The sequence below is a fragment of the Streptomyces sp. NPDC091972 genome (genome assembly GCF_044756385.1).
GTDB lineage: Bacteria > Actinomycetota > Actinomycetes > Streptomycetales > Streptomycetaceae > Streptomyces.
The window spans coordinates 221778-241204 of the sequence record NZ_JBIVSV010000008.1 but is presented as its reverse complement, the minus strand read 5'-3'; the positions used below and the strand labels follow the sequence as shown (position 1 = coordinate 241204).

The following is a 19427-nucleotide window of genomic DNA, read 5'->3' as shown; positions in this document are numbered from 1 at the left end:
CCGATGACCTACCGCATGCCGCCCGAGTGGGCCCCGCACGAACGCACCTGGATGGCCTGGCCCGGCCCCAACCCGACCTTCGCCGACGACGGCGAACTGGCCGCGGCCCGCGCCGCCTGGGCGTCCGTGGCCCGCGCGGTGCGCCGCTTCGAACCGGTGACGATGGTGCACGGCCCCGGTCACGCCGAGTCCGCGCGCGCCCTGCTCGGCCCGGACGTGGAACTCGTGGAGCGCGAGCTCGACGACGCCTGGATGCGGGACATCGGCCCGACCTTCGTCAAGGACGAGCAGGGCCGACTGGCCGCCGTGGACTGGGTGTTCAACGGCTGGGGCGGCCAGGACTGGGCCCGCTGGGAGCACGACTCGAAGATCGCCCGCCAGGTCGCCGACCTCGCCGGGGTCCCGGTGCTCGGCAGCCCGCTCGTCAACGAGGGCGGCGCGATCCACGTCGACGGCGAGGGCACCGTCCTGCTCACCGACACCGTCCAGCTCGGCGCCGGCCGCAACCCCGGCTGGAGCCGGGAGCAGGTCGAGGCGGAGATCCACGCCAAGCTCGGCACCACCACCGCCATCTGGCTCCCGCGCGGCCTGACCGGCGACTACGGCAGGTACGGCACCCAGGGCCACGTCGACATCGTCGCCGCCTTCGCCCGCCCCGGCGTGGTCGTGGCGCACGTCCAGCCGGACCCGGCGCACCCGGACCACGAGGTGACCAAGGAGGTCGTAGGCCTGCTGAAGTCGGCGACCGACGCCCGCGGTCGCCGTCTGGAGGTCGTCGAGGTGCCCGCGCCGACCGTCCTGGAGGCCGACGGCCACTGGGTCGACCACTCCTACATCAACCACTACCTCTGCAACGGCGGCGTGGTGCTCTGCGGCTTCGACGACCCGCGTGACGAGATCGCGGCCGGCATCTTCCGGCGGCTGTTCCCCGAGCACACGGTGACGCTGGTCGACGCCCGTACGATCTTCGCGGGCGGTGGCGGCATCCACTGCATCACCCAGCAGCAGCCGAGGACCTAGGGCGAGGAGTTGGCACATGGCCGGTGGGCGCAGGCAGGCCCCGCCCCGCGAGGAGGTCCTCGCGGCGGCCATGGAGATGATCGCGGAACGCGGCCTGGAGAAGCTCACCATGGCCGCGCTCGGCCGCGAGGTCGGCATGAGCAGCGGCCATCTCCTCTACTACTTCCGCTCCAAGGACGAACTGCTGCTGCGCACCCTGGAGTGGAGCGAGGGGCGGCTCGGCGCCGAGCGCGCCCGGCTGCTCACCCGCACGGCGACCGCCCGCGAACGGCTCGACGCCTACGTCGACCTGTACGTACCGGACGGCCACCGGGACCCGCACTGGACCCTCTGGCTGGAGGTCTGGAACCGCTCGCAGAACGCCGACGCCGATGCCCGTGACCGGCAGGCCGCGATCGAGGGCGCCTGGCACCGCGACCTGGTCGCGCTGCTCGCGGAGGGGATCTCGCTGGGCGAGTTCCGCGCGGTCGACCCGGACCGTTTCGCGGCCCGGCTGCGGGCCCTCCTGGACGGCTTCTCCATCCACGTGGCGATCGGGCTGCGCGGGACGGACCGGGGGATGATTCTCGGCCACGTACGGGAGTTCCTCGACGAGAGCCTCCTCGCGGACGCGTGACCTTCCGCCCGGGTTGTACGCAATAAGGCCGATTGACCCTGTGGTCGGTGGTGGGTTTGCCTCGAAAGGACCACCAGCGTTCCTGGACACCACAGGGGGGAACATGTCCAGAGCCGCCGTGTGCCTCTTAGGCGCGGCCCTGCTCGTCGCGACCGCCGGCGCCGACGTCGCCGCCGCATCCCACGCCGACCGTCTCACCACCGCATCCCGAACCGAGCGCGTGAGCACCGACGCCGACGGCGGCCAGGCCGACGGACCGTCGGGGGACGCCGCGATCAGCGCCGACGGCCGCCGAGTCGCGTTCGTGTCCCGCGCCCCGGGCTTCGGCTGCGCCCGCTTCACGCCCTGCCTGCTCGTGAAGGACGTGTCCGGCGGCGAGGTCACGAAGATCGACCTCGGCAGCGGCCACACGTACAGCTCTCCGCAGCCGAGCGCCGACGGGAGCCGTGTCGCCTTCTCGGCGGGCACCCGCTTCCCGGCCCCGTACCTGTACGACCACGCCACCGGCCGTGCGGAGAAGCTGTGGCCCGAGGACCCGCCCGGCTCCGACGAGTCGGGGCGCGCGGAGTCGATCAGTCCGGACGGCACGCACGTCGCGTACACCCTCGGGAACCGCAACGGCGACGCGAGCACCCGACTGCTGTACGTCCGCGACACGGCCACCGGCACCGACGCACTGGTCTCGCCGGGCGAGGAGGGCCAGAAGATCGGGGCCTCGGTGAGCGGCGACGGCACGCGGGTCGCGTACGGTCTGCGCGTCGACAGCGAGCAGGATCCCGCCGACGTCTACGTCCGGGACCGGACGACGGGCGAGCGGACCCAGGTGGACACCGGCCTCGGAGCCGCCCACCTGGTCCGCATCACCGCGGACGGCCGCCGGGTCCTCCTCGACGCCGAGAGCGGCCTGTACGTCCACGACCTGCGCACCGGCACCTCGCGGCGGGTGGCCGACGGGAACCCGGGCCCGGCCACGGCGGACGGCCGCTACGCCGTCGTCTCCGGCGAGGACGGCACGCGTGTGCGGGACCTGCGCACCGGGGCGCGCGGGGCCGCTCTGCCGCGGGACGCGCAGGTGCCGGACCACGGGCTGACCGCCGAGGGCCGTGCGGTGGTGTTCAGTTCCTCGGCCTCCCATCTGGTGCCGGGCGACACCAACGCGGAGTCCGACGTGTTCGTCTTCTCCGGCGGCCTGCGGAGGAACCCGGCGCCCATGCCCTCCGTCACCGAGCGGATCGCCGGCCCCGCCGGGGCGTCCCACGACCCGGTGATGGGGGAGAACAAGGTGGTCTCCTTCACCTCGGGGGGCGACGTGTTCGTGAGCACCCCCGGCTTGTTCTCGAAGGTCAACTCGGACGACCAGAAACCCTCGTCCGAGGGCACGCCCTGCTACAGCGGCCGCATGGTCGGCTATGTCGCCCCCGCCGCCGACGGCGGCCCGGGCGTCCACGTCCGCAACCGCGCGGTCGGCAAGCTCACCACCCTGGGCTCCTACCAGGGCGTCCGCTTCACCTGGACGGGACAGCCCGTGGTGAACCCCACCTGCCAGTGGCTCACCTTCGCGGCGACCCTCCCCGCCACCGACGCCGATCCGGATCCGCAACCCCGTGTGTACCGCTTCGAGTTCAACGGCGGTGACATCGACGTGGTCAGCGCCCTCACCGGCGAGGCCGCGGGGCGTCCGTCGATCGACTACTCCGGCCGGTACGTCGCCTTCGAGCAGGGCGGCTCCGTGTACGTCCGCGACCTGGACACCGGCGCCCTGGAGAAGGCCGCGGCGCACGCGACGGCACCCTCCCTCGGCGCGGACGGCCGCACGATCGCCTACCAGCAGGGCCGCACCTCCGCCGTCCGTGATCTCGACACCGGCACCACGACCCGGGTCGGGGGTACCGAGCCCTCGCTGTCGGGAGACGGCAGCCGGGTGGCGTACACCTCGGGCCGGTCCGTGTACGCGCTCGAACTCGCCACGGGGAAGCGTCAGTTGATCAGCGTCGACCGCTGGGGCGGCCGCAACGACCGGCCGGCCGGACACCCCTCCGTCAACGCCGACGGCACGGTCGTCGCGTTCGAGTCGGCGTCACCCGATCTGGTGGAGGGGGACACCGACGGGGTGGCGGACGTGTTCCTGCGGACAGTGCAATGACGACGACCGGCCACGGGGGAACCACCATGCTCAGCAGGAAACGCGACGGCACCGACGTGTTCGTACGACACCTCCGATGAGCTGCGCAGTGCTCGCATCCTGAGACGGAGGGTGAGCACGGGGGCGGTCTGTGCCAGACTTCCCCCGTGCTCTCGTTCGCCATGATTATTGGCAGCAGGCGCGCCGGTCCGCAGTGACCGCCACGTACGACCAGGTACGGGCGGACACCGTCGTCCTCGACCCGCGCGCAGACCTCTCGCACCCGCGAGGGGTTTTTCGCTTTTTCTGGCCCACCCGCAGCCGGAGGCGAGAGCGCGAGGGAGTACGTGGGGGCGGTGGAGCCGGTCATTCCGGTACGACCGAGATCCAATCCTCAGGAGCCTTGAGACCATGACCGCAACCAGCGAGCTCGACGATCAGTTCCACGTCTTCGACACCACCCTGCGCGACGGCGCCCAGCGGGAGGGCATCAACCTCACCGTCGCGGACAAGCTGGCCATCGCACGGCACCTGGACGACTTCGGCGTGGGCTTCATCGAGGGCGGCTGGCCCGGCGCCAACCCGCGGGACACCGAGTTCTTCGCCCGGGCCCGCGAGGAGATCGACTTCAAGCACGCCCAGCTCGTCGCGTTCGGCGCCACCCGCCGCGCGGGCGCGAAGGCCTCCGAGGACCCGCAGGTCAAGGCGCTCCTCGACTCCGGCGCCGAGGTGATCACCCTGGTCGCCAAATCGCACGACCGGCACGTCGAGCTGGCCCTGCGGACCACCCTGGACGAGAACCTGGAGATGGTCCGCGACACGGTCTCCTTCCTGACGGAGCAGGGCCGCCGCGTCTTCGTCGACTGCGAGCACTTCTTCGACGGCTACCGCGCGAACCCCGAGTACGCGAAGGCCGTCGTACGGGCGGCCGCGGAGGCCGGCGCCTCCGTCGTCATCCTCTGCGACACCAACGGCGGCATGCTCCCGGCGCAGGTCCAGGCCGTGGTCTCCACCGTCCTCGCCGACACCGGCGCCCGCCTGGGCATCCACGCCCAGGACGACACGGGCTGCGCGGTCGCCAACACCCTCGCCGCCGTGGACGCGGGCGCCACCCACGTCCAGTGCACGGCCAACGGCTACGGCGAGCGGGTCGGCAACGCCAACCTGTTCCCGGTGGTCGCGGCCCTGGAGCTCAAGTACGGCAAGAAGGTCCTCCCCGACGGCAGGCTCCGCGAGATGACGAGGATCTCGCACGCCATCGCCGAGGTCGTCAACCTCACCCCCTCCACCCACCAGCCCTACGTCGGCGTCTCGGCCTTCGCCCACAAGGCAGGACTGCACGCCTCGGCGATCAAGGTCGACCCCGACCTCTACCAGCACATCGACCCCGAGCAGGTCGGCAACACCATGCGGATGCTGGTCTCCGACATGGCGGGCCGCGCCTCGATCGAGCTCAAGGGCAAGGAGCTCGGCATCGACCTCGGCGGCGACCGCGAGCTGGTCGGCCGGGTCGTCGAGCGGGTCAAGGAGCGCGAGCTCAGGGGCTACACGTACGAGGCGGCGGACGCCTCCTTCGAACTCCTGCTGCGCGCCGAGGTCCAGGGCGGGCCCCTCACGTACTTCTCCGTCGAGTCCTGGCGCGCGATCGTCGAGGACCGCCCCGACGGCTCCCACGCCAACGAGGCCACGGTCAAGCTCTTCGCCAAGGGCGAGCGCATCGTCGCCACCGCCGAGGGCAACGGCCCGGTCAACGCCCTCGACCGCGCCCTGCGCGTGGCCCTGGAGAAGATCTACCCCCAGCTCGCCAAGCTCGACCTCGTCGACTACAAGGTCCGCATCCTCGAAGGCGTCCACGGCACCCAGTCCACCACCCGCGTCCTGATCTCCACGTCGGACGGCTCGGGCGAGTGGTCGACGGTCGGCGTCGCCGAGAACGTCATCGCGGCCTCCTGGCAGGCACTGGAGGACGCGTACACCTACGGGTTGCTGCGGGCGGGCGTGGAGCCGGCCGAGTAACTCCCCCCGGTTCAGCAGGAGTCCTCGGCGAACTCGCCGGCCTCGCCGAGGGCTCATGGCCGACGGGTGTCTTGACGGACCCGCGTGCCCTCAGTTCACTCACGCCGTGAGGTAAGTCCTGAGTGAATCCTGAGAGCCGAGGGAAGGTCCATGCGAAGAACCGCCCTGCTCGTCTCCGCCGCCCTGCTCACCTCCCTGCTGCCCCTGGCCGTCGCCCGGGCCGCCGACGATCCGCCCCCGGTCCCCGTCGACCGCTTCGAGGGCGAGGTGCCCTTCGCGAACCCGCCCGCGGGCGGCATCTTCACCTGGGGCGGCGACACCGACGACCCGCCGACTCTCGCGCTGAGCAAGCGGGACGACGCCCCCGAGGGGGACCAGGTCCTCTCCGGCACCTACGACATCAGCGGCTACGGCGGCTTCACGCACGACTTCGCCTTCGCCGAGCCCGCCCACGACTGGTCCGCCCACAAGGGCATCCGCCTGTGGTGGGAGGGGCAGGACAACGGCAGGAAGATCGCCCTCGAACTCAAGGACGGCGGCGCCAACGGCGAGGCCTCCGAGCTGTGGACGACGTCCTTCACCGACGACTTCTCCGGCTGGAAGCAGATCGAGATCCCGTTCACGGACTTCGTGTACCGCACCGACTACCAGCCCGTCGGCGGCATCGACCACGTCCTCGGACTGACGCAGATGTGGGGCTACGCCCTCACCCTGCCCGCCGGCGCTCCGGGCCGGTTCGCCCTGGACGGCGTCGAGTTGTACGGGAAGGCCGACCAGTCGCTGCGCGCCTCGGTGCTCACCGACTCCGCCGTGTACCCGGTCCACGAGGGCGGCACCGCCACCGTGAAGGTCACCGTCGCCACCACCGGATCCGCACCGATCGACGAGCCCGTGACCGTCGCCTACGAGACGGCCGGCGGCACCGCCTCGACCTCCGACTACACGCCTGTCAAGGGCGAGTTGACCTTCCCGGCGGGCACCGCCTCCGGCACCACCCGGACCGTCCGGGTCCACACGCTCAAGGACAAGGCGGCCGCCGAGACCGCCGAGACCGTCCCGCTCGGGCTCACCGTGACCGGCGCCAAGGCCCCCGCCGAGACCCCGCAGGTCGTGATCGACGCGCGCGGGCTGCCGTATCTCAACGCCGAGCTCCCGGTGCGCAAGCGGGTCGCGGACCTCCTCTCCCGCATGTCCCTCGCGGAGAAGGCCGGCCAGATGACCCAGGCCGAGCGCGGAGCCGTCGGGACCGGGGCCGACATCACCGCCGAGGACCTCGGCTCGCTGCTCTCCGGCGGCGGCTCGACCCCCACGCCCAACACCCCCGAGGCGTGGGCGAGGATGATCGACTCCTTCCAGCTCCGGGCACAGGCGACCCGGTTCCAGATCCCGCTCATCTACGGCGTCGACGCCGTGCACGGCCACAACAACCTGGTCGGCGCCACGGTCATGCCGCACAACATCGGCATCGGGGCGACCCGCGATCCCCGGCTCGCCGAGCGGACCGGGGCCGTGACCGCCGCCGAGGTCCGGGCCACCGGCGTCCCCTGGGACTTCGCGCCCTGCCTCTGCGTCACCCGTGACGAACGCTGGGGCCGCTCCTACGAGTCCTTCGGCGAGGACCCGGCCCTCGTCGAGTCCATGGAGACCGTCATCCAGGGCCTCCAGGGCGCCCGCGACGGACGCGACCTGAAGGACGACGACAGGGTCCTCGCCACCGCCAAGCACTTCGTCGGCGACGGCGGCACCGCGTACGGCTCCTCCACCACCGGCACCTACACCATCGACCAGGGCGTCACCACGGTCACCCGCAAGCAGCTGGAGGCGGTCCACCTCGCCCCCTACAGGACGGCCGTGGACCGGGGCGTCGGCACGGTCATGCCGTCGTACTCCTCGCTCGACATCGTCGGCGACGGCCTGGGCCCGGTGAAGATGCACGCCCGCGCCGACATGATCAACGGGGTCCTCAAGGGCAGGCTCGGCTTCGACGGGTTCGTCATCAGCGACTGGAACGGCATCGACCAGATCCCCGGCGACTACGCCTCGGATGTCCGGACCTCCGTCAACGCCGGTGTCGACATGGTCATGGCGCCGTACGCCTACAAGGACTTCCGCAGCGCGCTCGTCGCGGAGGTGCGGGCCGGGCGCGTCAGCGAGCGGCGGATCGACGACGCCGTCTCCCGCATCCTCACGCAGAAGTTCCGGCTCGGGCTCTTCGAGAAGCCGTACGCCGACACGAGCGGCGCCTCGAGGATCGGCTCCGCGGGCCACCGGGCCGTGGCCCGGGAGGCCGCCGCCGCCTCGCAGGTGCTGCTGAAGAACGCCGGGGGCGTGCTCCCGCTGAGGAAGTCGCAGAGGGTGTACGTCGCCGGATCGAACGCCGACGACATCGGCAACCAGAGCGGCGGCTGGACCGTCACCTGGCAGGGCTCCTCCGGTGACATCACCCCCGGCACGACGATCCTGGAGGCGATGCGGAAGAACTCCGCCGCGCTGACGTACTCCCAGGACGCCTCCGCCCCGACCGCCGGCCACGACGTCGGTGTGGTCGTCGTCGGCGAGACCCCGTACGCCGAGGGCGTCGGGGACGTCGGCAACGGCCACGACCTGGAGCTGTCCGCCGCCGACCGGGCCGCCGTCGACAAGGTGTGCGGGGCCATGAAGTGCGCGGTGCTGATCGTCTCCGGACGGCCGCAGCTGATCGGCGACCGGCTCGACGACATCGACGCCCTGGTCGCCTCCTGGCTGCCGGGGACCGAGGGCGACGGCGTCGCGGACGTCCTGTACGGCAGGCGCCCCTTCACCGGCCGGCTCCCCGTCACCTGGCCGAGGTCCGAGGCCCAGCTGCCGATCAACGTGGGCGACCCGACGTACGACCCGCAGTTCCCGTACGGCTGGGGCCTGACCACCCTCACCGAGGTTCCGCGGGGCGGGGCGGCCACGCTCCGGGCGCTTGCGGTCGCGGCCGGGGCCGCCGAGCGGGCCGGTGCCGACGGCAGGGGCCGCGCCCTGGTCGAGAAGGCCCGGCTGATCGTCCAGCGGAAGGCGGACGGGCGGATCACCGCCGCCTTCGCCGCGCCCTTCGCCGACGCCGACCACCTCCTCGCGACCGGACGCTACGGAGAGGCGGTGCGGAAGCTGACGGAGGCGTACCGGGCGGCCTGAGGGCGGCCGGGCAGGTCTCTTTCGGGAGGCTTCGGGTAGCGTCGAAGTATGAAGGCCACCGCGCAGGCCGTAGTACGGACCCGAAGCCTTCCGGGGCTGCTGTTCGCCCTGGTGCTCATGGCGCTGGCCGCCCTGGCGGGGGCCGCCCCGCCCGCGTCGGCCGCCCCGGCCGCCCCGGCCGCCACCAGCGTCTCGGAGATCGGCCGGGCCCTCCGCGAGAGCCCGGTCTACGTCGATCCGGCCGCCGCGGCCCAGCTGTCCGCCAAGGACGCGGACGCCCTGGCGGACCGGATCACGAAGGCGGACAAGCCGCTGTTCGTCGCGGTGCTGCCCGCCGACTACCCGAGGCAGGACCTGTTCACCAAGCTGCGCACGGCGACCGGCATCACCGGCGTCTACGCGGTCCGGCTCGGCGACGCCTTCGACGCCCGCGCCGACTCCTCGGTCCTGCCCGCCACGGCCGTGCGGAACCTCGTGACCACCGTCGCGGGCGAGGACACCCGCACCCAGTTGACCGACTTCACCGCCGCCGCGGTCACCAACATGGGCGGCTCCGCCCCCTCGACCTGGCGCTCCGCGGACGACGGCGGCGGGGTGTCGAGCACGGCCCTGCTCACCGTCGGCGCGGTGCTCGTGGCCGGTGGCGCGGGCGCGTACACGCTGGTGCGGCGCAACCGGCGCCGGCACGCGGAGGAGCAGCGGGCCGCGCTGGAGAAGCTGCGGGTCGTCGTGGACGAGGACATCACGGCGTTCGGCGAGGAACTGGACCGGCTGGACTTCCACCCCGCCGAGGCCGGCGCCGACGACGCCATGCGCGCCGACTACGAGCGGGCGCTGGACGCGTACGAGCAGGCGAAGTCGTTGATGGCCGCGGCCACCCGGCCCGAGGACGTGCGGGCGGTCACCCAGGCCGTGGAGGACGGCCGCTTCTCCCTGGCCCAGCTCGCCGCGCGCCGGGAGGGCCGGCCGCTGCCCGAGCGCCGGGTCCCCTGCTTCTTCGACCCCCGTCACGGTCCCTCCGTCACCGACGCCACCTGGACGCCGCCGGGCGGCGCCCCGCGCGAGGTCCCGGTCTGCGCCGCGGACGCCACCCGGCTGGCCGACGGCCGCGACCCGGTGATGCGCGAGGTCGACACCGACCAGGGCCGCCGCCCCTACTGGGACGCGGGCCCGGCCTACGGCCCCTGGGCCGGCGGCTACTTCGGCGGCGGCCTGCTGCCCGGCCTGCTGGTCGGCACGGTCCTCGGCAGCATGATGGCCACGCCCGCCTACGCGGCCGACTACGGCTCCGGTTACGGCGACTTCGGCGGCGGCTACGAGGGCGGCGACCTGTCCGGCTCGGACTTCGACTCCGGCGACTTCGGCGACTTCGGGGGCGGAGGGGACTTCGGCGGTGGCGGGGACTTCGGAGGCGGCGGGGACTTCGGCGGGGGTGGCGATTTCGGCGGGGGCGGCTTCTGAGGGTCACCGCCTCCGACGTTCCATCTCAGCCCCTCCGGCGTTCGAGGAGCGGGGGTCCGGGCGCAGCGCCCCCTGGGGACGGGACGGGCAGGGGCGGCGGGGGCGGGAACCGCAGGCCCGGCCCACACCGCACCGGACCCGCGGAACACCGTACTGAACCCTGAAACCCCGTCACCTCACAGCGAGGCCGCCGCCGAAGCGATCGCGGAGGCGAAGGTGGACACCTCCGTGTAGACACCGGGCGCGTTGGGCCGGGCGCAGCCTATGCCCCAGCTCACGATGCCCACCTGGACCCACGCGTTCGCCGAGTCCCGCCGGAACATCGGCCCGCCGGAGTCCCCCTGACAGGTGTCGACGCCACCCGAGGTGTACCCCGCGCAGATCTCCTCGTCGGCGATGAGCCCGCTGTACCCGCTGTATCCCCGGCAGGTCGCGTCGCTCACGAACGGCACGGTGGCCTTCAGCAGGTACCGCTGCTGGGCCCCGCCCTCGGTGGCCGCGCCCCACCCGGCGACCGTGAAGGTCCCGGTGTTGTACTGGGTCGTCGTCGCGATCTTCAGCGTGGGCAGGTTGATCGGGGCCGCGAGCTTGATGAGCGCCCAGTCCTTGCCGTCGCCGTTGTAGCCAGGCGCCCGGTAGACGTACGTCGACCTCACCTGCACCCGCCCGGTGCCGGACTGGAGGTCCACGACCCCGGCGGTCGCGGTGATGCCGGTGTTCGCGCCAGTCCGGCTGACGCAGTGCGCGGCGGTGAGCACGATCTGCTGGGTGTACAGCGCCCCGCCGCACCCCATGGACAGCCGCACCATGAACGGGAACTCGCCCTGCGCGGCACGGGTGCCGCCGACGACGGGCGCGGGCGCGGCCTGGGCGGCCGACACGGGCTGGAGGCTGGCGATCGCGAGCGCGGCGGCCGCGACCGCCAGACATCTCTTGACGGCCGTGAGGAGGTTCTTCAAGGGGATGCCTCTTCCAGGTGGGGGTGACTATGACGAGTCCATGCCAAGTCCGGGCATCAAAGTTCCGCCCACATTCCTGACATGGGCCGGTCAAATCTGTTGATGGATTATGAGAATCCTGTGAACCCCCGCACAAGGGGTGCGATCCGGCCACACCCGGCCGCGGTGCGGCTCAGTGCGCCCGACGGCTCAGGGCGTAGCGCTCCCCGGCGGCACGCCACCACCCCGGGGGCGGGGGCCCGGCGACCGCGGAGGACGGCTGATCCGGGTGCAGTCCGAGCCGCCACAACGCCTCCGCGGCCACCTCAACCCGGAACCACCCCCGCCATCGCCCGTCCTCCCCGGGCCCGCACGCGAGACCGAACCGCACCTCGCGCTCGACGACGAAGGGCATCCAGTCGATCCCGCGCTCCCGCAGTCAAGCCCGCACGGCGGCCAGAGGGGCCGGACGGCCGGGGACGTTCTCGTACGACACGACGGTGATCCAGTCGGGAGCGTGGGTCATACGGCCCATGATGCGGGTCAACGGCCCCGCAGCGCACGCCGATTCGGGCCGCGACCGCCGGCACCACCGCCACGGGCCCCGCGCTCACCGCCACGGCGACCGATAGCCGACCCGGAACGGGCCTGCCTGAGCACGGGATTGCCGATCCGTCAGGCCAGGGTCACGGCCGGCCACGCAGGCCACCCCGGTCCGCGTAGACCGAGCCACCGGCTCGGTACGGGGCGGCCGTATCAGCAAGGGCGGCGAGCCGCGCGTGCAGGTGCTGGACACCCGCACAGGGCGGGTGTTTCACGAGCCGCCGACGCGGCCGTGTCCCGGATGACCCGGGGGAGAGGGGAGGACCGGACGTCACGGTGTGGGACCTCGGAGCCCGGCGCGCCCGGGCCACCGTGGCCGTGCGCCGCCCAGGACGGTTCCCCCGCGATGAAGACCGTGCGCAGCGGCCGGCCCGGTGACGTCGTCACCTCCGGCTCGGAGGGCGTGGGCCCGGCCCTGCGGACCGGCGGAGCCGGCATGGTCACCGGGCGACGAGATGCGCGCCCTGGCGTTCGGCGCCGACGGCACGCTCTACGCCTCCGGCGTCCACGTCCCCGTCCAGCGGTACGACCTGGAGCCGCTGCAACTGCTCAGCGAGGTCTGCGAGCGCGCCGGTTCGGGCCCGTCCGAGGCCGTCCGGAAGACGTACCTGCCGGATGTCCCGTACCGGCGCACCTGCTGAGCCGCGGCGACAAGGTCACGCGTTGCGGATCGCGGAGATGTCGAAGTTGAGCTTGATCTTGTCGGAGATCAGGACGCCACCGGTCTCCAGGGCCGCGTTCCAGGTCAGGCCCCACTCGGAGCGCTTGATCTCGGCCTTGCCCTCGAAGCCCACGCGCTCGTTGCCGAAGGGGTCCTTGGCGGCGCCGTTGAACTCGAGGTCGATGGTGAGCGGCTTGGTGGTGCCGAGGATGGTCAGGTCACCGGTGATGCGGTAGTCCTCGTCGCCGAGCGCCTCCGCCTTGGTGGAGCGGAAGGTCATCGTCGGGAACTCCTCGATCTTGAAGAAGTCCGCGCTCTTGAGGTGCCCGTCGCGGTCCTCGGAGCCGGTGTCGATGCTGTCCATCTTGACGTCGATGGTGGCCGTCGACGCGGACGGGTCGCCGCCGTCCAGGTGCAGCCAGCCGCTGAAGTCGTTGAACTTGCCCTTGACGTTGGTGACCATGGCGTGCCGCACGGTGAAGCCGATGGTGGAGTGGGCGGCGTCGATCGTGTAGTCGCCGGTCAGTGCGGTCAGGTCGGTGTTCGCCATGACGGAGCTCCCTTGAATGAGGATGTTGAACGTTGAACCAGTCAACGCGAACGACCGTAGACCTATTCCATACAAGTTTCAACATCATCCGCACGGTGTTGGCGTGATCCCCCCGCGGTGGTAGACGGCCCTGTATGAACCCGCAGCGCAGAGACCCCGCACGGCCCACCCGCAGAGCCGTCTTACTCGCGGCGGCACTCCTGGCCACCGCCACGGCCACCGCCACCCCGCCCGCCCGCGCCGCGACGGCCGACCCCTACGACACCCTCCGCCGACGCTGGCTCGACATCGCCCTCGGCACCGGTTACGACCCTGCGGCCGAGCCCTACGCCTCCCGCCTCGCCGAGACCGGCGAACTCGCCCGCGGCCACCGCGCCTCCATGGCCCCCGCACCCACCTCCCTCTGGCCCGGCCTGCCCTACGACCCCCCGTCCGGCATCACCCGCAGCTACAGCCGCCTGTGGACCATGACCCAGGCGTACGTCCAGCAGGGGACCGGTTCGACCGGCGACGAGACCCTCCTCGCGGACGTCCTCCGGGGCCTCGACCACCTCTCCGCCACCGTCTACAACCCCACGACCGCCCGCTACGGCAACTGGTGGGAATGGCAGATCGGCAGCCCCCGGCTCCTCATGGACGTCACGGCCGCCCTCCACGACCACCTCACGGACGCCCAGCGGGCCGCGGCCTGCGCCGCCGTCGACCACTTCATCCCCGACACCATGCTCACCGACTACTCCGGCACCTCCACCGGCGCCAACCGCGTCGACCTGTGCCGATCCGTCGCCCTGCGCGGCGTCCTCGGCCGGGCCCCCGACCGGATCGCCCTCGCCCGCGACGCCCTCTCGCCGGTCTTCCCGTACGTCACGAAGGGCGACGGCCTCTACGCCGACGGCTCGTTCGTCCAGCACACCTGGGTCGCCTACTCCGGCACCTACGGCCAGGTCCTGCTCGACGGCCTCGGCCGCCTCTTCGCCCTGCTCGCCGGCTCCGCGTGGGAGGTGACCGACCCGAACCGGCAGACCGTCCTCGACAGCGTCGAGCGCGCCTACGCCCCGCTGATCCACGACGGGCTGGTGATGGACAGCGTCAACGGCCGCGCCATCAGCCGGGGGCACCTCAAGGGCGACGAGCGCCAGGTGCTGCGCGGCGACCACTACCACGGCCAGGGGATCATCGCCGCCGTCGCCCTGCTCGCGGACGGGGCGGGCGAGGCGCAGCGAACCCGCTGGCACGGCCTGGTCAAGGGCTGGATCGAACGGGACACCGTGGCGCCGATCCTGACGGCACGCCAGTTCGGGGTGGCCGACCTCGCCCGGCTGCACGCGGTGGCCGCGTCCCCCGTCCCGCCCGCCCCCGAGCCCGTCGGGCACACCCTCTTCGCCGCCATGGACAGGGCCGTCCACCGCCGCCCCGGGTTCGTCGCGAACATCGCCATGGCGAGCGACCGGATCGCCGCCTACGAATGCGGCAACGGCGAGAACCCGCGCGGCTGGCACACCGGCGCCGGAATGCTCTCCTGGTGGGCCGCCGACTCGGGCCAGTACACCGACTGGTACTGGCCCACCGTCGACTGGTACCGCCTCCCGGGCACGACCGTCTCCACCAGACGGCTTCCCGACCGGGCCGGGGGTGAATGGGGCGAGCCCAAGCCGGACGTCCGCTGGGTCGGCGGCACCACCGACGGCGAGTACGCGGCGATCGGCCAGCACCTCAAGGGGCTGGAGTCGACGCTCCAGGCACGCAAGTCGTGGTTCTGCGTCGCGGACGCGGTGATCTGCCTCGGTGCCGGCATCACCTGCGCCGACGGCGTCCCGGTCGAGACGGTCGTCGACAACCGCAACCTGGGGGAGGGCGGCACCCAGGCGTTCGTACGAGGGCGGGGCTGGGCGCATCTGGAGGGGCACGGAGGCTGGCTCGTCTCCGACGGCCTGCGCGCCCTGCGCGAGGACCGCACCGGCGCCTGGTCCGACATCAACACCTCCGGTACCACCGAGCGGCGCACCCGGCGCTGGCAGACCCTTTGGCTCGACCACGGCACCGACCCCGTGGACGCCTCGTACGCCTACGTCCTGATGCCCGGGGCCTCCCGCCGCACGGTCGCCGCCCGCGCCGCCGACCACCGCTGGCTGTCGGTCCTCGCCAACGACAGCGCGTGCCAGGCGGTCCACGTCGACCGCCGGGGCCTGACCGCCGCGAACTTCTGGCGGGCCGGCACGGCGGGCCCGCTCACCGCGTCGGCGGGGGCGAGCGTGCTGGTCCGCCGCACCGGTCGTACCGCTACCCTCTGCGTGAGCGAGCCACCCCGTTCGGGCGAACCGCTGGAGATCGTCTGGAACCGGCCCGTGCGCTCGGTCCTGCGGGCCGACGACACGGTCGAGGTGCTCGCCACCGGCCGCCTGCTGCACCTGCGTGTCACTCCGGGGATGGCATGCGCTTCTCACGAATGTGAGGTGGCTCTCACGCTCTGACTTTGTGCGACCCCTACAAGGGGCAGGCCCCCTGAGCAGTCGGAACGCCTGCATGGTTCCAGGGTTCTGTTCGGTCGCACCAGGAAAACGGGCCGGAGACTGTGAGGAGTCGACGGCTCGCTTTTCTCGCGGGTCTTCGTAAGGTCGCTACATGACCGTTTTGGATGAGGCGCCGAGTGAGTCGACGGGCGAGCCGACGGACGCGCGCGGGCGGGTCGCCGAGCTGCACGAGATCCGTGCGACGGCCCTGGCCGGCCCCAGCGAGAAGGCGACCGAGGCGCAGCACGCCAAGGGCAAGCTGACCGCGCGGGAGCGCATCGAGCTGCTCCTCGACGCGGGTTCCTTCCAGGAGGTCGAGCAGCTCCGCCGGCACCGGGCGACAGGGTTCGGCCTGGAGGCCAAGAAGCCGTACACCGACGGTGTCATCACCGGCTGGGGCACCGTGGAGGGCCGTACGGTCTTCGTCTACGCCCACGACTTCCGCATCTTCGGCGGCGCGCTGGGCGAGGCCCACGCCACGAAGATCCACAAGATCATGGACATGGCCATCGCGGCCGGCGCGCCCCTGGTGTCGCTGAACGACGGCGCGGGCGCCCGTATCCAGGAGGGCGTCAGCGCCCTCGCCGGCTACGGCGGCATCTTCCAGCGCAACACCAAGGCCTCGGGTGTCATCCCGCAGATCTCGGTGATGCTCGGCCCGTGCGCCGGCGGCGCGGCCTACAGCCCCGCCCTCACCGACTTCGTCTTCATGGTCCGCGAGACGTCCCAGATGTTCATCACGGGACCGGACGTCGTGAAGGCGGTCACCGGCGAGGAGATCACCCAGAACGGCCTCGGCGGCGCGGACGTGCACGCCGAGACCTCCGGGGTCTGCCACTTCGCCTACGACGACGAGGAGACGTGCCTCGCCGAGGTGCGCTACCTGCTGTCGATGCTCCCGCAGAACAACCGGGAGAACCCGCCGCGCGTGGAGTCCTCCGACGCGGCCGACCGGCGCGGCGAGGTGCTCCTCGACCTGGTGCCCGCGGACGGCAACCGGCCGTACGACATGGCCAAGGTCATCGAGGAGATCGTCGACGACGGCGACTACCTGGAGGTCCACGAGCGCTGGGCCCGCAACATCATCTGCGCGCTGGCCCGTCTCGACGGCCAGGTGGTGGGCATCGTGGCCAACCAGCCCTCGACGCTCGCCGGTGTCCTGGACATCGAGGCATCGGAAAAAGCTGCGCGCTTTGTCCAGATGTGTGACGCTTTTAACATCCCGATCGTCACTTTCCTGGACGTCCCCGGGTTCCTCCCGGGCGTCGACCAGGAGCACGGCGGAATCATCCGGCACGGCGCGAAGCTGCTGTACGCCTACTGCAACGCCACCGTGCCGAGGATCTCCCTGATCCTGCGCAAGGCCTACGGAGGCGCCTACATCGTCATGGACAGCCAGTCCATCGGCGCGGACCTCACCTACGCCTGGCCGACGAACGAGATCGCGGTGATGGGTGCCGAAGGTGCCGCCAACGTCATCTTCCGGCGCCAGATCGCCGAGGCCGAGGACCCCGAGGCCATGCGGGCCCGCATGGTCAAGGAGTACAAGTCCGAGCTCATGCACCCGTACTACGCGGCGGAGCGTGGCCTGGTGGACGACGTGATCGACCCGGCGGAGACCCGCGAGGTCCTGATCCGGTCCCTGGCGATGCTCCAGTCGAAGCACGCCGACCTGCCCTCCCGCAAGCACGGCAACCCCCCGCAGTAACCCCGCGGACCCTCCGCGACACCCTCGCGGAAACCTCTCTCACGGAGACTGTGACCTATGAGCACCCCTGACATCCGCGTCGAGAAGGGCCACGCCGAGCCCGAGGAAGTCGCCGCCATCACGGCGATCCTCCTGGCTCGCGCGGCGGCCGCCCCGTCGTCCGTCCCGACCCACCGAGGCCGCCCCAAGGCCGGCTGGCGCCGCCTGGAGCGCGAGGGCGGCTTCCGCGCCCCGCACAGCTGGCACTGAGCCCGGACACACAACGCCTGGGGCCCCCTCTCGCAAGAGAGGGGGCCCCAGGCGTTGTTCAGGGGCGCGGGGAACTGCGCGACAAGCCACGGGCTGCCCGCAGACGGCGTACAACCGCCCGGGGCAGCCCAGCAGCCGCACACCGATTACCGCAAGCGAGCCATGAGCGCGTGCTCCACGAGAGTGATCAGCGCAGACTTCGCATCCGCCCGATGCCGCGCGTCCGTCGTGATGATCGGAGTGTCCGGCCCGATCTGCAGCGCTTCCCGCACCTCGTCCGGGTTGTACGGCTGCTGGCCGTCGAAGCCGTTGAGGGCGATCACAAAAGGAAGCCCCGAGTTCTCGAAGTAGTCGACGGCCGGGAAGCAGTCGGCAAGGCGCCTCGTGTCGACGAGGACGATCGCACCGATGGCGCCGCGGACCAGGTCGTCCCACATGAACCAGAAGCGGTCCTGTCCGGGCGTACCGAAGAGGTACAGGATCAGGTCCTGGTCCAGGGTGATGCGGCCGAAGTCCATGGCGACCGTGGTGGTCGTCTTGTCCCCGGTGTGGGTGAGGTCGTCGATGCCGGCCGACGCGGACGTCATCACGGCCTCTGTGCGCAGCGGGTTGATCTCCGAGACGGCGCCGACGAACGTGGTCTTGCCCACGCCGAAGCCGCCAGCCACCACGATCTTCGCGGACGTGGTGGAGCGGGAAGGCCCTCCGCTAGAGCTTGCGAAGTCCACTGAGCACCCTTTCGAGCAGTGTCACGTCTGGCTGGCCGCCGGCGCTCTCGTCGCCGCCGGGCTGATGGATGGCGACCAGGCCCGCCTCCGCCAAGTCGGCGACGAGGATCCTGGCCACGCCGAGAGGGATCGTCAGGAGTGCCGAGATCTCGGCCACCGACTTGATCTCACGGCAGAGGTTGCAGATCCGCTGATGCTCGGGCAACTGGCCCTGCATCTGGTGCGGCTGCGCGGTGGTGTGCACCAGCGCCTCGATGGCGAGCTGGTAGCGCGGGCGAGTCCGGCCGCCGGTCATGGCGTACGGACGCACCAAGGGGTTGTTCGACGCCCCGGCGGGCGCCGGCTCGGAGCGCCGCTGCGGCTGCACGGGCTGGATGCGCGGGGCCGGCGGCTGGTCGTACGGCGACGGCCCGGGGCCCTGGGGCGTGTACGGCTGCTGCGGCCGCTGGCTCGGTGCGGAGGGGAAGTTGTAGCGGTTCGGGTTCTGGGAACCGTCGTTCTGACCCTGGCCAGGGCCGTACGACCAATTGCCAGATGAACCACCTGGGGGTGTTGCCACTTTCTCTCCTCCTCCGACTGTGCCAGGCACCCATCACTCTGTGTGGAGCCGCGTCCCGAAACCTTACGGCCCCGGGACGCCAAAACGCACCGTCTGTCTGTCAGTTGAGCAGGCTGCCCTGGAGCTCCGCACGCAGATCGGGCGTCAGAACCGTACCGGCACGGTCCACCAGGAGAGCCATCTCGTACCCGATGAGGCCGATGTCCGCCTCCGGATGTGCGAGAACCGCGAGCGACGAACCGTCGGAGATGGACATGATGAACAGGAATCCCCGCTCCATCTCCACAACGGTCTGGTTCACGCTGCCGCCCTCGAAGATCCGCGAAGCACCCGCGGTCAGCGAGGTCAGACCGGAGGCGACGGCCGCCAACTGGTCGGCACGGTCGCGAGGAAAGCCTTCGGACATCGCCAGAAGGAGTCCGTCGGCGGAGACCACCACCGTGTGGGACACCCCCGGGGTGTTGTCCACGAAGTTGGTGATCAACCAGTTCAGGTTCTGCGCCGCCTGGCTCATCGGGCTCACA

Annotated in this window: 16 protein-coding genes; 10 read left to right on the top strand and 6 right to left on the bottom strand. The window is 71.7% G+C overall.

What is annotated here, in order from left to right; genetic code table 11:
• Positions 1 to 3: 3 nt before the first annotated feature.
• From ACIQJT_RS24910 to ACIQJT_RS24885, 6 genes are all read left to right on the top strand, one after another.
• Positions 4 to 1020, top strand: a complete 1017-nt coding sequence (locus ACIQJT_RS24910) for an agmatine/peptidylarginine deiminase (protein ID WP_402646855.1) — start codon at positions 4 to 6, stop codon at positions 1018 to 1020.
• A 16-nt stretch (positions 1021 to 1036) separates the two neighbouring features.
• A complete protein-coding gene (locus ACIQJT_RS24905; RefSeq protein WP_365460443.1) occupies positions 1037 to 1636 on the top strand; it encodes a TetR/AcrR family transcriptional regulator in 600 nt (199 codons plus the stop codon).
• Between the two features lie 103 nt (positions 1637 to 1739).
• Positions 1740 to 3779 carry a hypothetical protein gene (locus tag ACIQJT_RS24900; protein WP_402646852.1) on the top strand — a complete coding sequence of 680 codons (2040 nt, stop codon included), beginning with the start codon at positions 1740 to 1742 and terminating at the stop codon, positions 3777 to 3779.
• A 390-nt stretch (positions 3780 to 4169) separates the two neighbouring features.
• Positions 4170 to 5774 (top strand): citramalate synthase, encoded by a 1605-nt coding sequence (cimA, locus tag ACIQJT_RS24895; protein ID WP_365460449.1) that lies wholly within the window; start codon positions 4170 to 4172, stop codon positions 5772 to 5774.
• A 150-nt stretch (positions 5775 to 5924) separates the two neighbouring features.
• On the top strand, positions 5925 to 8936 hold the full coding sequence (locus ACIQJT_RS24890) for a glycoside hydrolase family 3 protein (RefSeq protein WP_402646848.1): 3012 nt from the start codon (positions 5925 to 5927) through the stop codon (positions 8934 to 8936).
• Between the two features lie 48 nt (positions 8937 to 8984).
• Complete coding sequence (locus ACIQJT_RS24885) at positions 8985 to 10397, top strand: hypothetical protein (protein WP_402646845.1); 1413 nt, start codon at positions 8985 to 8987, stop codon at positions 10395 to 10397.
• Positions 10398 to 10573: 176 nt separating this feature from the next.
• Here ACIQJT_RS24885 and ACIQJT_RS24880 read toward each other — a convergent pair whose 3' ends face one another.
• Both ACIQJT_RS24880 and ACIQJT_RS24875 read right to left on the bottom strand, forming a co-directional pair.
• A complete protein-coding gene (locus ACIQJT_RS24880; protein WP_365460458.1) occupies positions 10574 to 11356 on the bottom strand; it encodes a serine protease in 783 nt (260 codons plus the stop codon).
• 172 nt (positions 11357 to 11528) lie between these two features.
• Entirely contained in the window at positions 11529 to 11750 is a 222-nt protein-coding gene (locus ACIQJT_RS24875) for a hypothetical protein (protein ID WP_365460461.1), read from the bottom strand.
• Positions 11751 to 12393: 643 nt separating this feature from the next.
• Between ACIQJT_RS24875 and ACIQJT_RS24870 the strand changes: the two genes are divergently transcribed.
• On the top strand, positions 12394 to 12579 hold the full coding sequence (locus ACIQJT_RS24870; protein WP_402646841.1) for a hypothetical protein: 186 nt from the start codon (positions 12394 to 12396) through the stop codon (positions 12577 to 12579).
• Between the two features lie 15 nt (positions 12580 to 12594).
• Here ACIQJT_RS24870 and ACIQJT_RS24865 read toward each other — a convergent pair whose 3' ends face one another.
• Entirely contained in the window at positions 12595 to 13149 is a 555-nt protein-coding gene (locus ACIQJT_RS24865) for a YceI family protein (RefSeq protein ID WP_402646838.1), read from the bottom strand.
• A gap of 134 nt (positions 13150 to 13283) precedes the next feature.
• Between ACIQJT_RS24865 and ACIQJT_RS24860 the strand changes: the two genes are divergently transcribed.
• The 3 genes from ACIQJT_RS24860 (at position 13284) to ACIQJT_RS24850 (ending at position 17616) form a co-directional block, all read left to right on the top strand.
• Positions 13284 to 15620, top strand: coding sequence for a polysaccharide lyase 8 family protein (locus tag ACIQJT_RS24860; RefSeq protein ID WP_402646835.1), 2337 nt, complete (start codon positions 13284 to 13286; stop codon positions 15618 to 15620).
• A 151-nt stretch (positions 15621 to 15771) separates the two neighbouring features.
• Positions 15772 to 17367 (top strand): acyl-CoA carboxylase subunit beta, encoded by a 1596-nt coding sequence (locus ACIQJT_RS24855; protein ID WP_365460473.1) that lies wholly within the window; start codon positions 15772 to 15774, stop codon positions 17365 to 17367.
• Positions 17368 to 17424: 57 nt separating this feature from the next.
• Complete coding sequence (locus tag ACIQJT_RS24850) at positions 17425 to 17616, top strand: acyl-CoA carboxylase subunit epsilon (protein ID WP_365460476.1); 192 nt, start codon at positions 17425 to 17427, stop codon at positions 17614 to 17616.
• 146 nt (positions 17617 to 17762) lie between these two features.
• Here the strand turns inward: ACIQJT_RS24850 and ACIQJT_RS24845 are convergent, their stop codons facing one another.
• The 3 genes from ACIQJT_RS24845 to ACIQJT_RS24835 form a co-directional block, all read right to left on the bottom strand.
• Complete coding sequence (locus tag ACIQJT_RS24845) at positions 17763 to 18344, bottom strand: ATP/GTP-binding protein (RefSeq protein WP_009314218.1); 582 nt, start codon at positions 18342 to 18344, stop codon at positions 17763 to 17765.
• Complete coding sequence (locus tag ACIQJT_RS24840; protein ID WP_365460479.1) at positions 18325 to 18903, bottom strand: DUF742 domain-containing protein; 579 nt, start codon at positions 18901 to 18903, stop codon at positions 18325 to 18327. Before ACIQJT_RS24840 ends, ACIQJT_RS24845 begins: the two co-directional genes overlap by 20 nt.
• 100 nt (positions 18904 to 19003) lie before the next feature.
• The gene (locus ACIQJT_RS24835) at positions 19004 to 19417 is read right to left on the bottom strand and encodes a roadblock/LC7 domain-containing protein (protein ID WP_004983065.1); all 414 of its coding nucleotides are present in this window, start codon (positions 19415 to 19417) and stop codon (positions 19004 to 19006) included.
• Positions 19418 to 19427 lie beyond the last annotated feature (10 nt).

Excerpts from the sequence above, each read along its gene's own strand:
- ACIQJT_RS24910 (WP_402646855.1), top strand. The coding sequence starts at position 4 with ATGACCTACCGCATGCCGCCCGAGTGGGCCCCGCACGAACGCACCTGG.
- ACIQJT_RS24905 (WP_365460443.1), top strand. The coding sequence starts at position 1,037 with ATGGCCGGTGGGCGCAGGCAGGCCCCGCCCCGCGAGGAGGTCCTCGCG.
- ACIQJT_RS24900 (WP_402646852.1), top strand. The coding sequence starts at position 1,740 with ATGTCCAGAGCCGCCGTGTGCCTCTTAGGCGCGGCCCTGCTCGTCGCG.
- cimA (WP_365460449.1), top strand. The coding sequence starts at position 4,170 with ATGACCGCAACCAGCGAGCTCGACGATCAGTTCCACGTCTTCGACACC.
- ACIQJT_RS24890 (WP_402646848.1), top strand. The coding sequence starts at position 5,925 with ATGCGAAGAACCGCCCTGCTCGTCTCCGCCGCCCTGCTCACCTCCCTG.
- ACIQJT_RS24885 (WP_402646845.1), top strand. The coding sequence starts at position 8,985 with ATGAAGGCCACCGCGCAGGCCGTAGTACGGACCCGAAGCCTTCCGGGG.
- ACIQJT_RS24875 (WP_365460461.1), bottom strand. The coding sequence starts at position 11,750 with ATGCCCTTCGTCGTCGAGCGCGAGGTGCGGTTCGGTCTCGCGTGCGGG.
- ACIQJT_RS24870 (WP_402646841.1), top strand. The coding sequence starts at position 12,394 with ATGCGCGCCCTGGCGTTCGGCGCCGACGGCACGCTCTACGCCTCCGGC.
- ACIQJT_RS24865 (WP_402646838.1), bottom strand. The coding sequence starts at position 13,149 with ATGGCGAACACCGACCTGACCGCACTGACCGGCGACTACACGATCGAC.
- ACIQJT_RS24860 (WP_402646835.1), top strand. The coding sequence starts at position 13,284 with ATGAACCCGCAGCGCAGAGACCCCGCACGGCCCACCCGCAGAGCCGTC.
- ACIQJT_RS24855 (WP_365460473.1), top strand. The coding sequence starts at position 15,772 with ATGACCGTTTTGGATGAGGCGCCGAGTGAGTCGACGGGCGAGCCGACG.
- ACIQJT_RS24850 (WP_365460476.1), top strand. The coding sequence starts at position 17,425 with ATGAGCACCCCTGACATCCGCGTCGAGAAGGGCCACGCCGAGCCCGAG.
- ACIQJT_RS24835 (WP_004983065.1), bottom strand. The coding sequence starts at position 19,417 with ATGAGCCAGGCGGCGCAGAACCTGAACTGGTTGATCACCAACTTCGTG.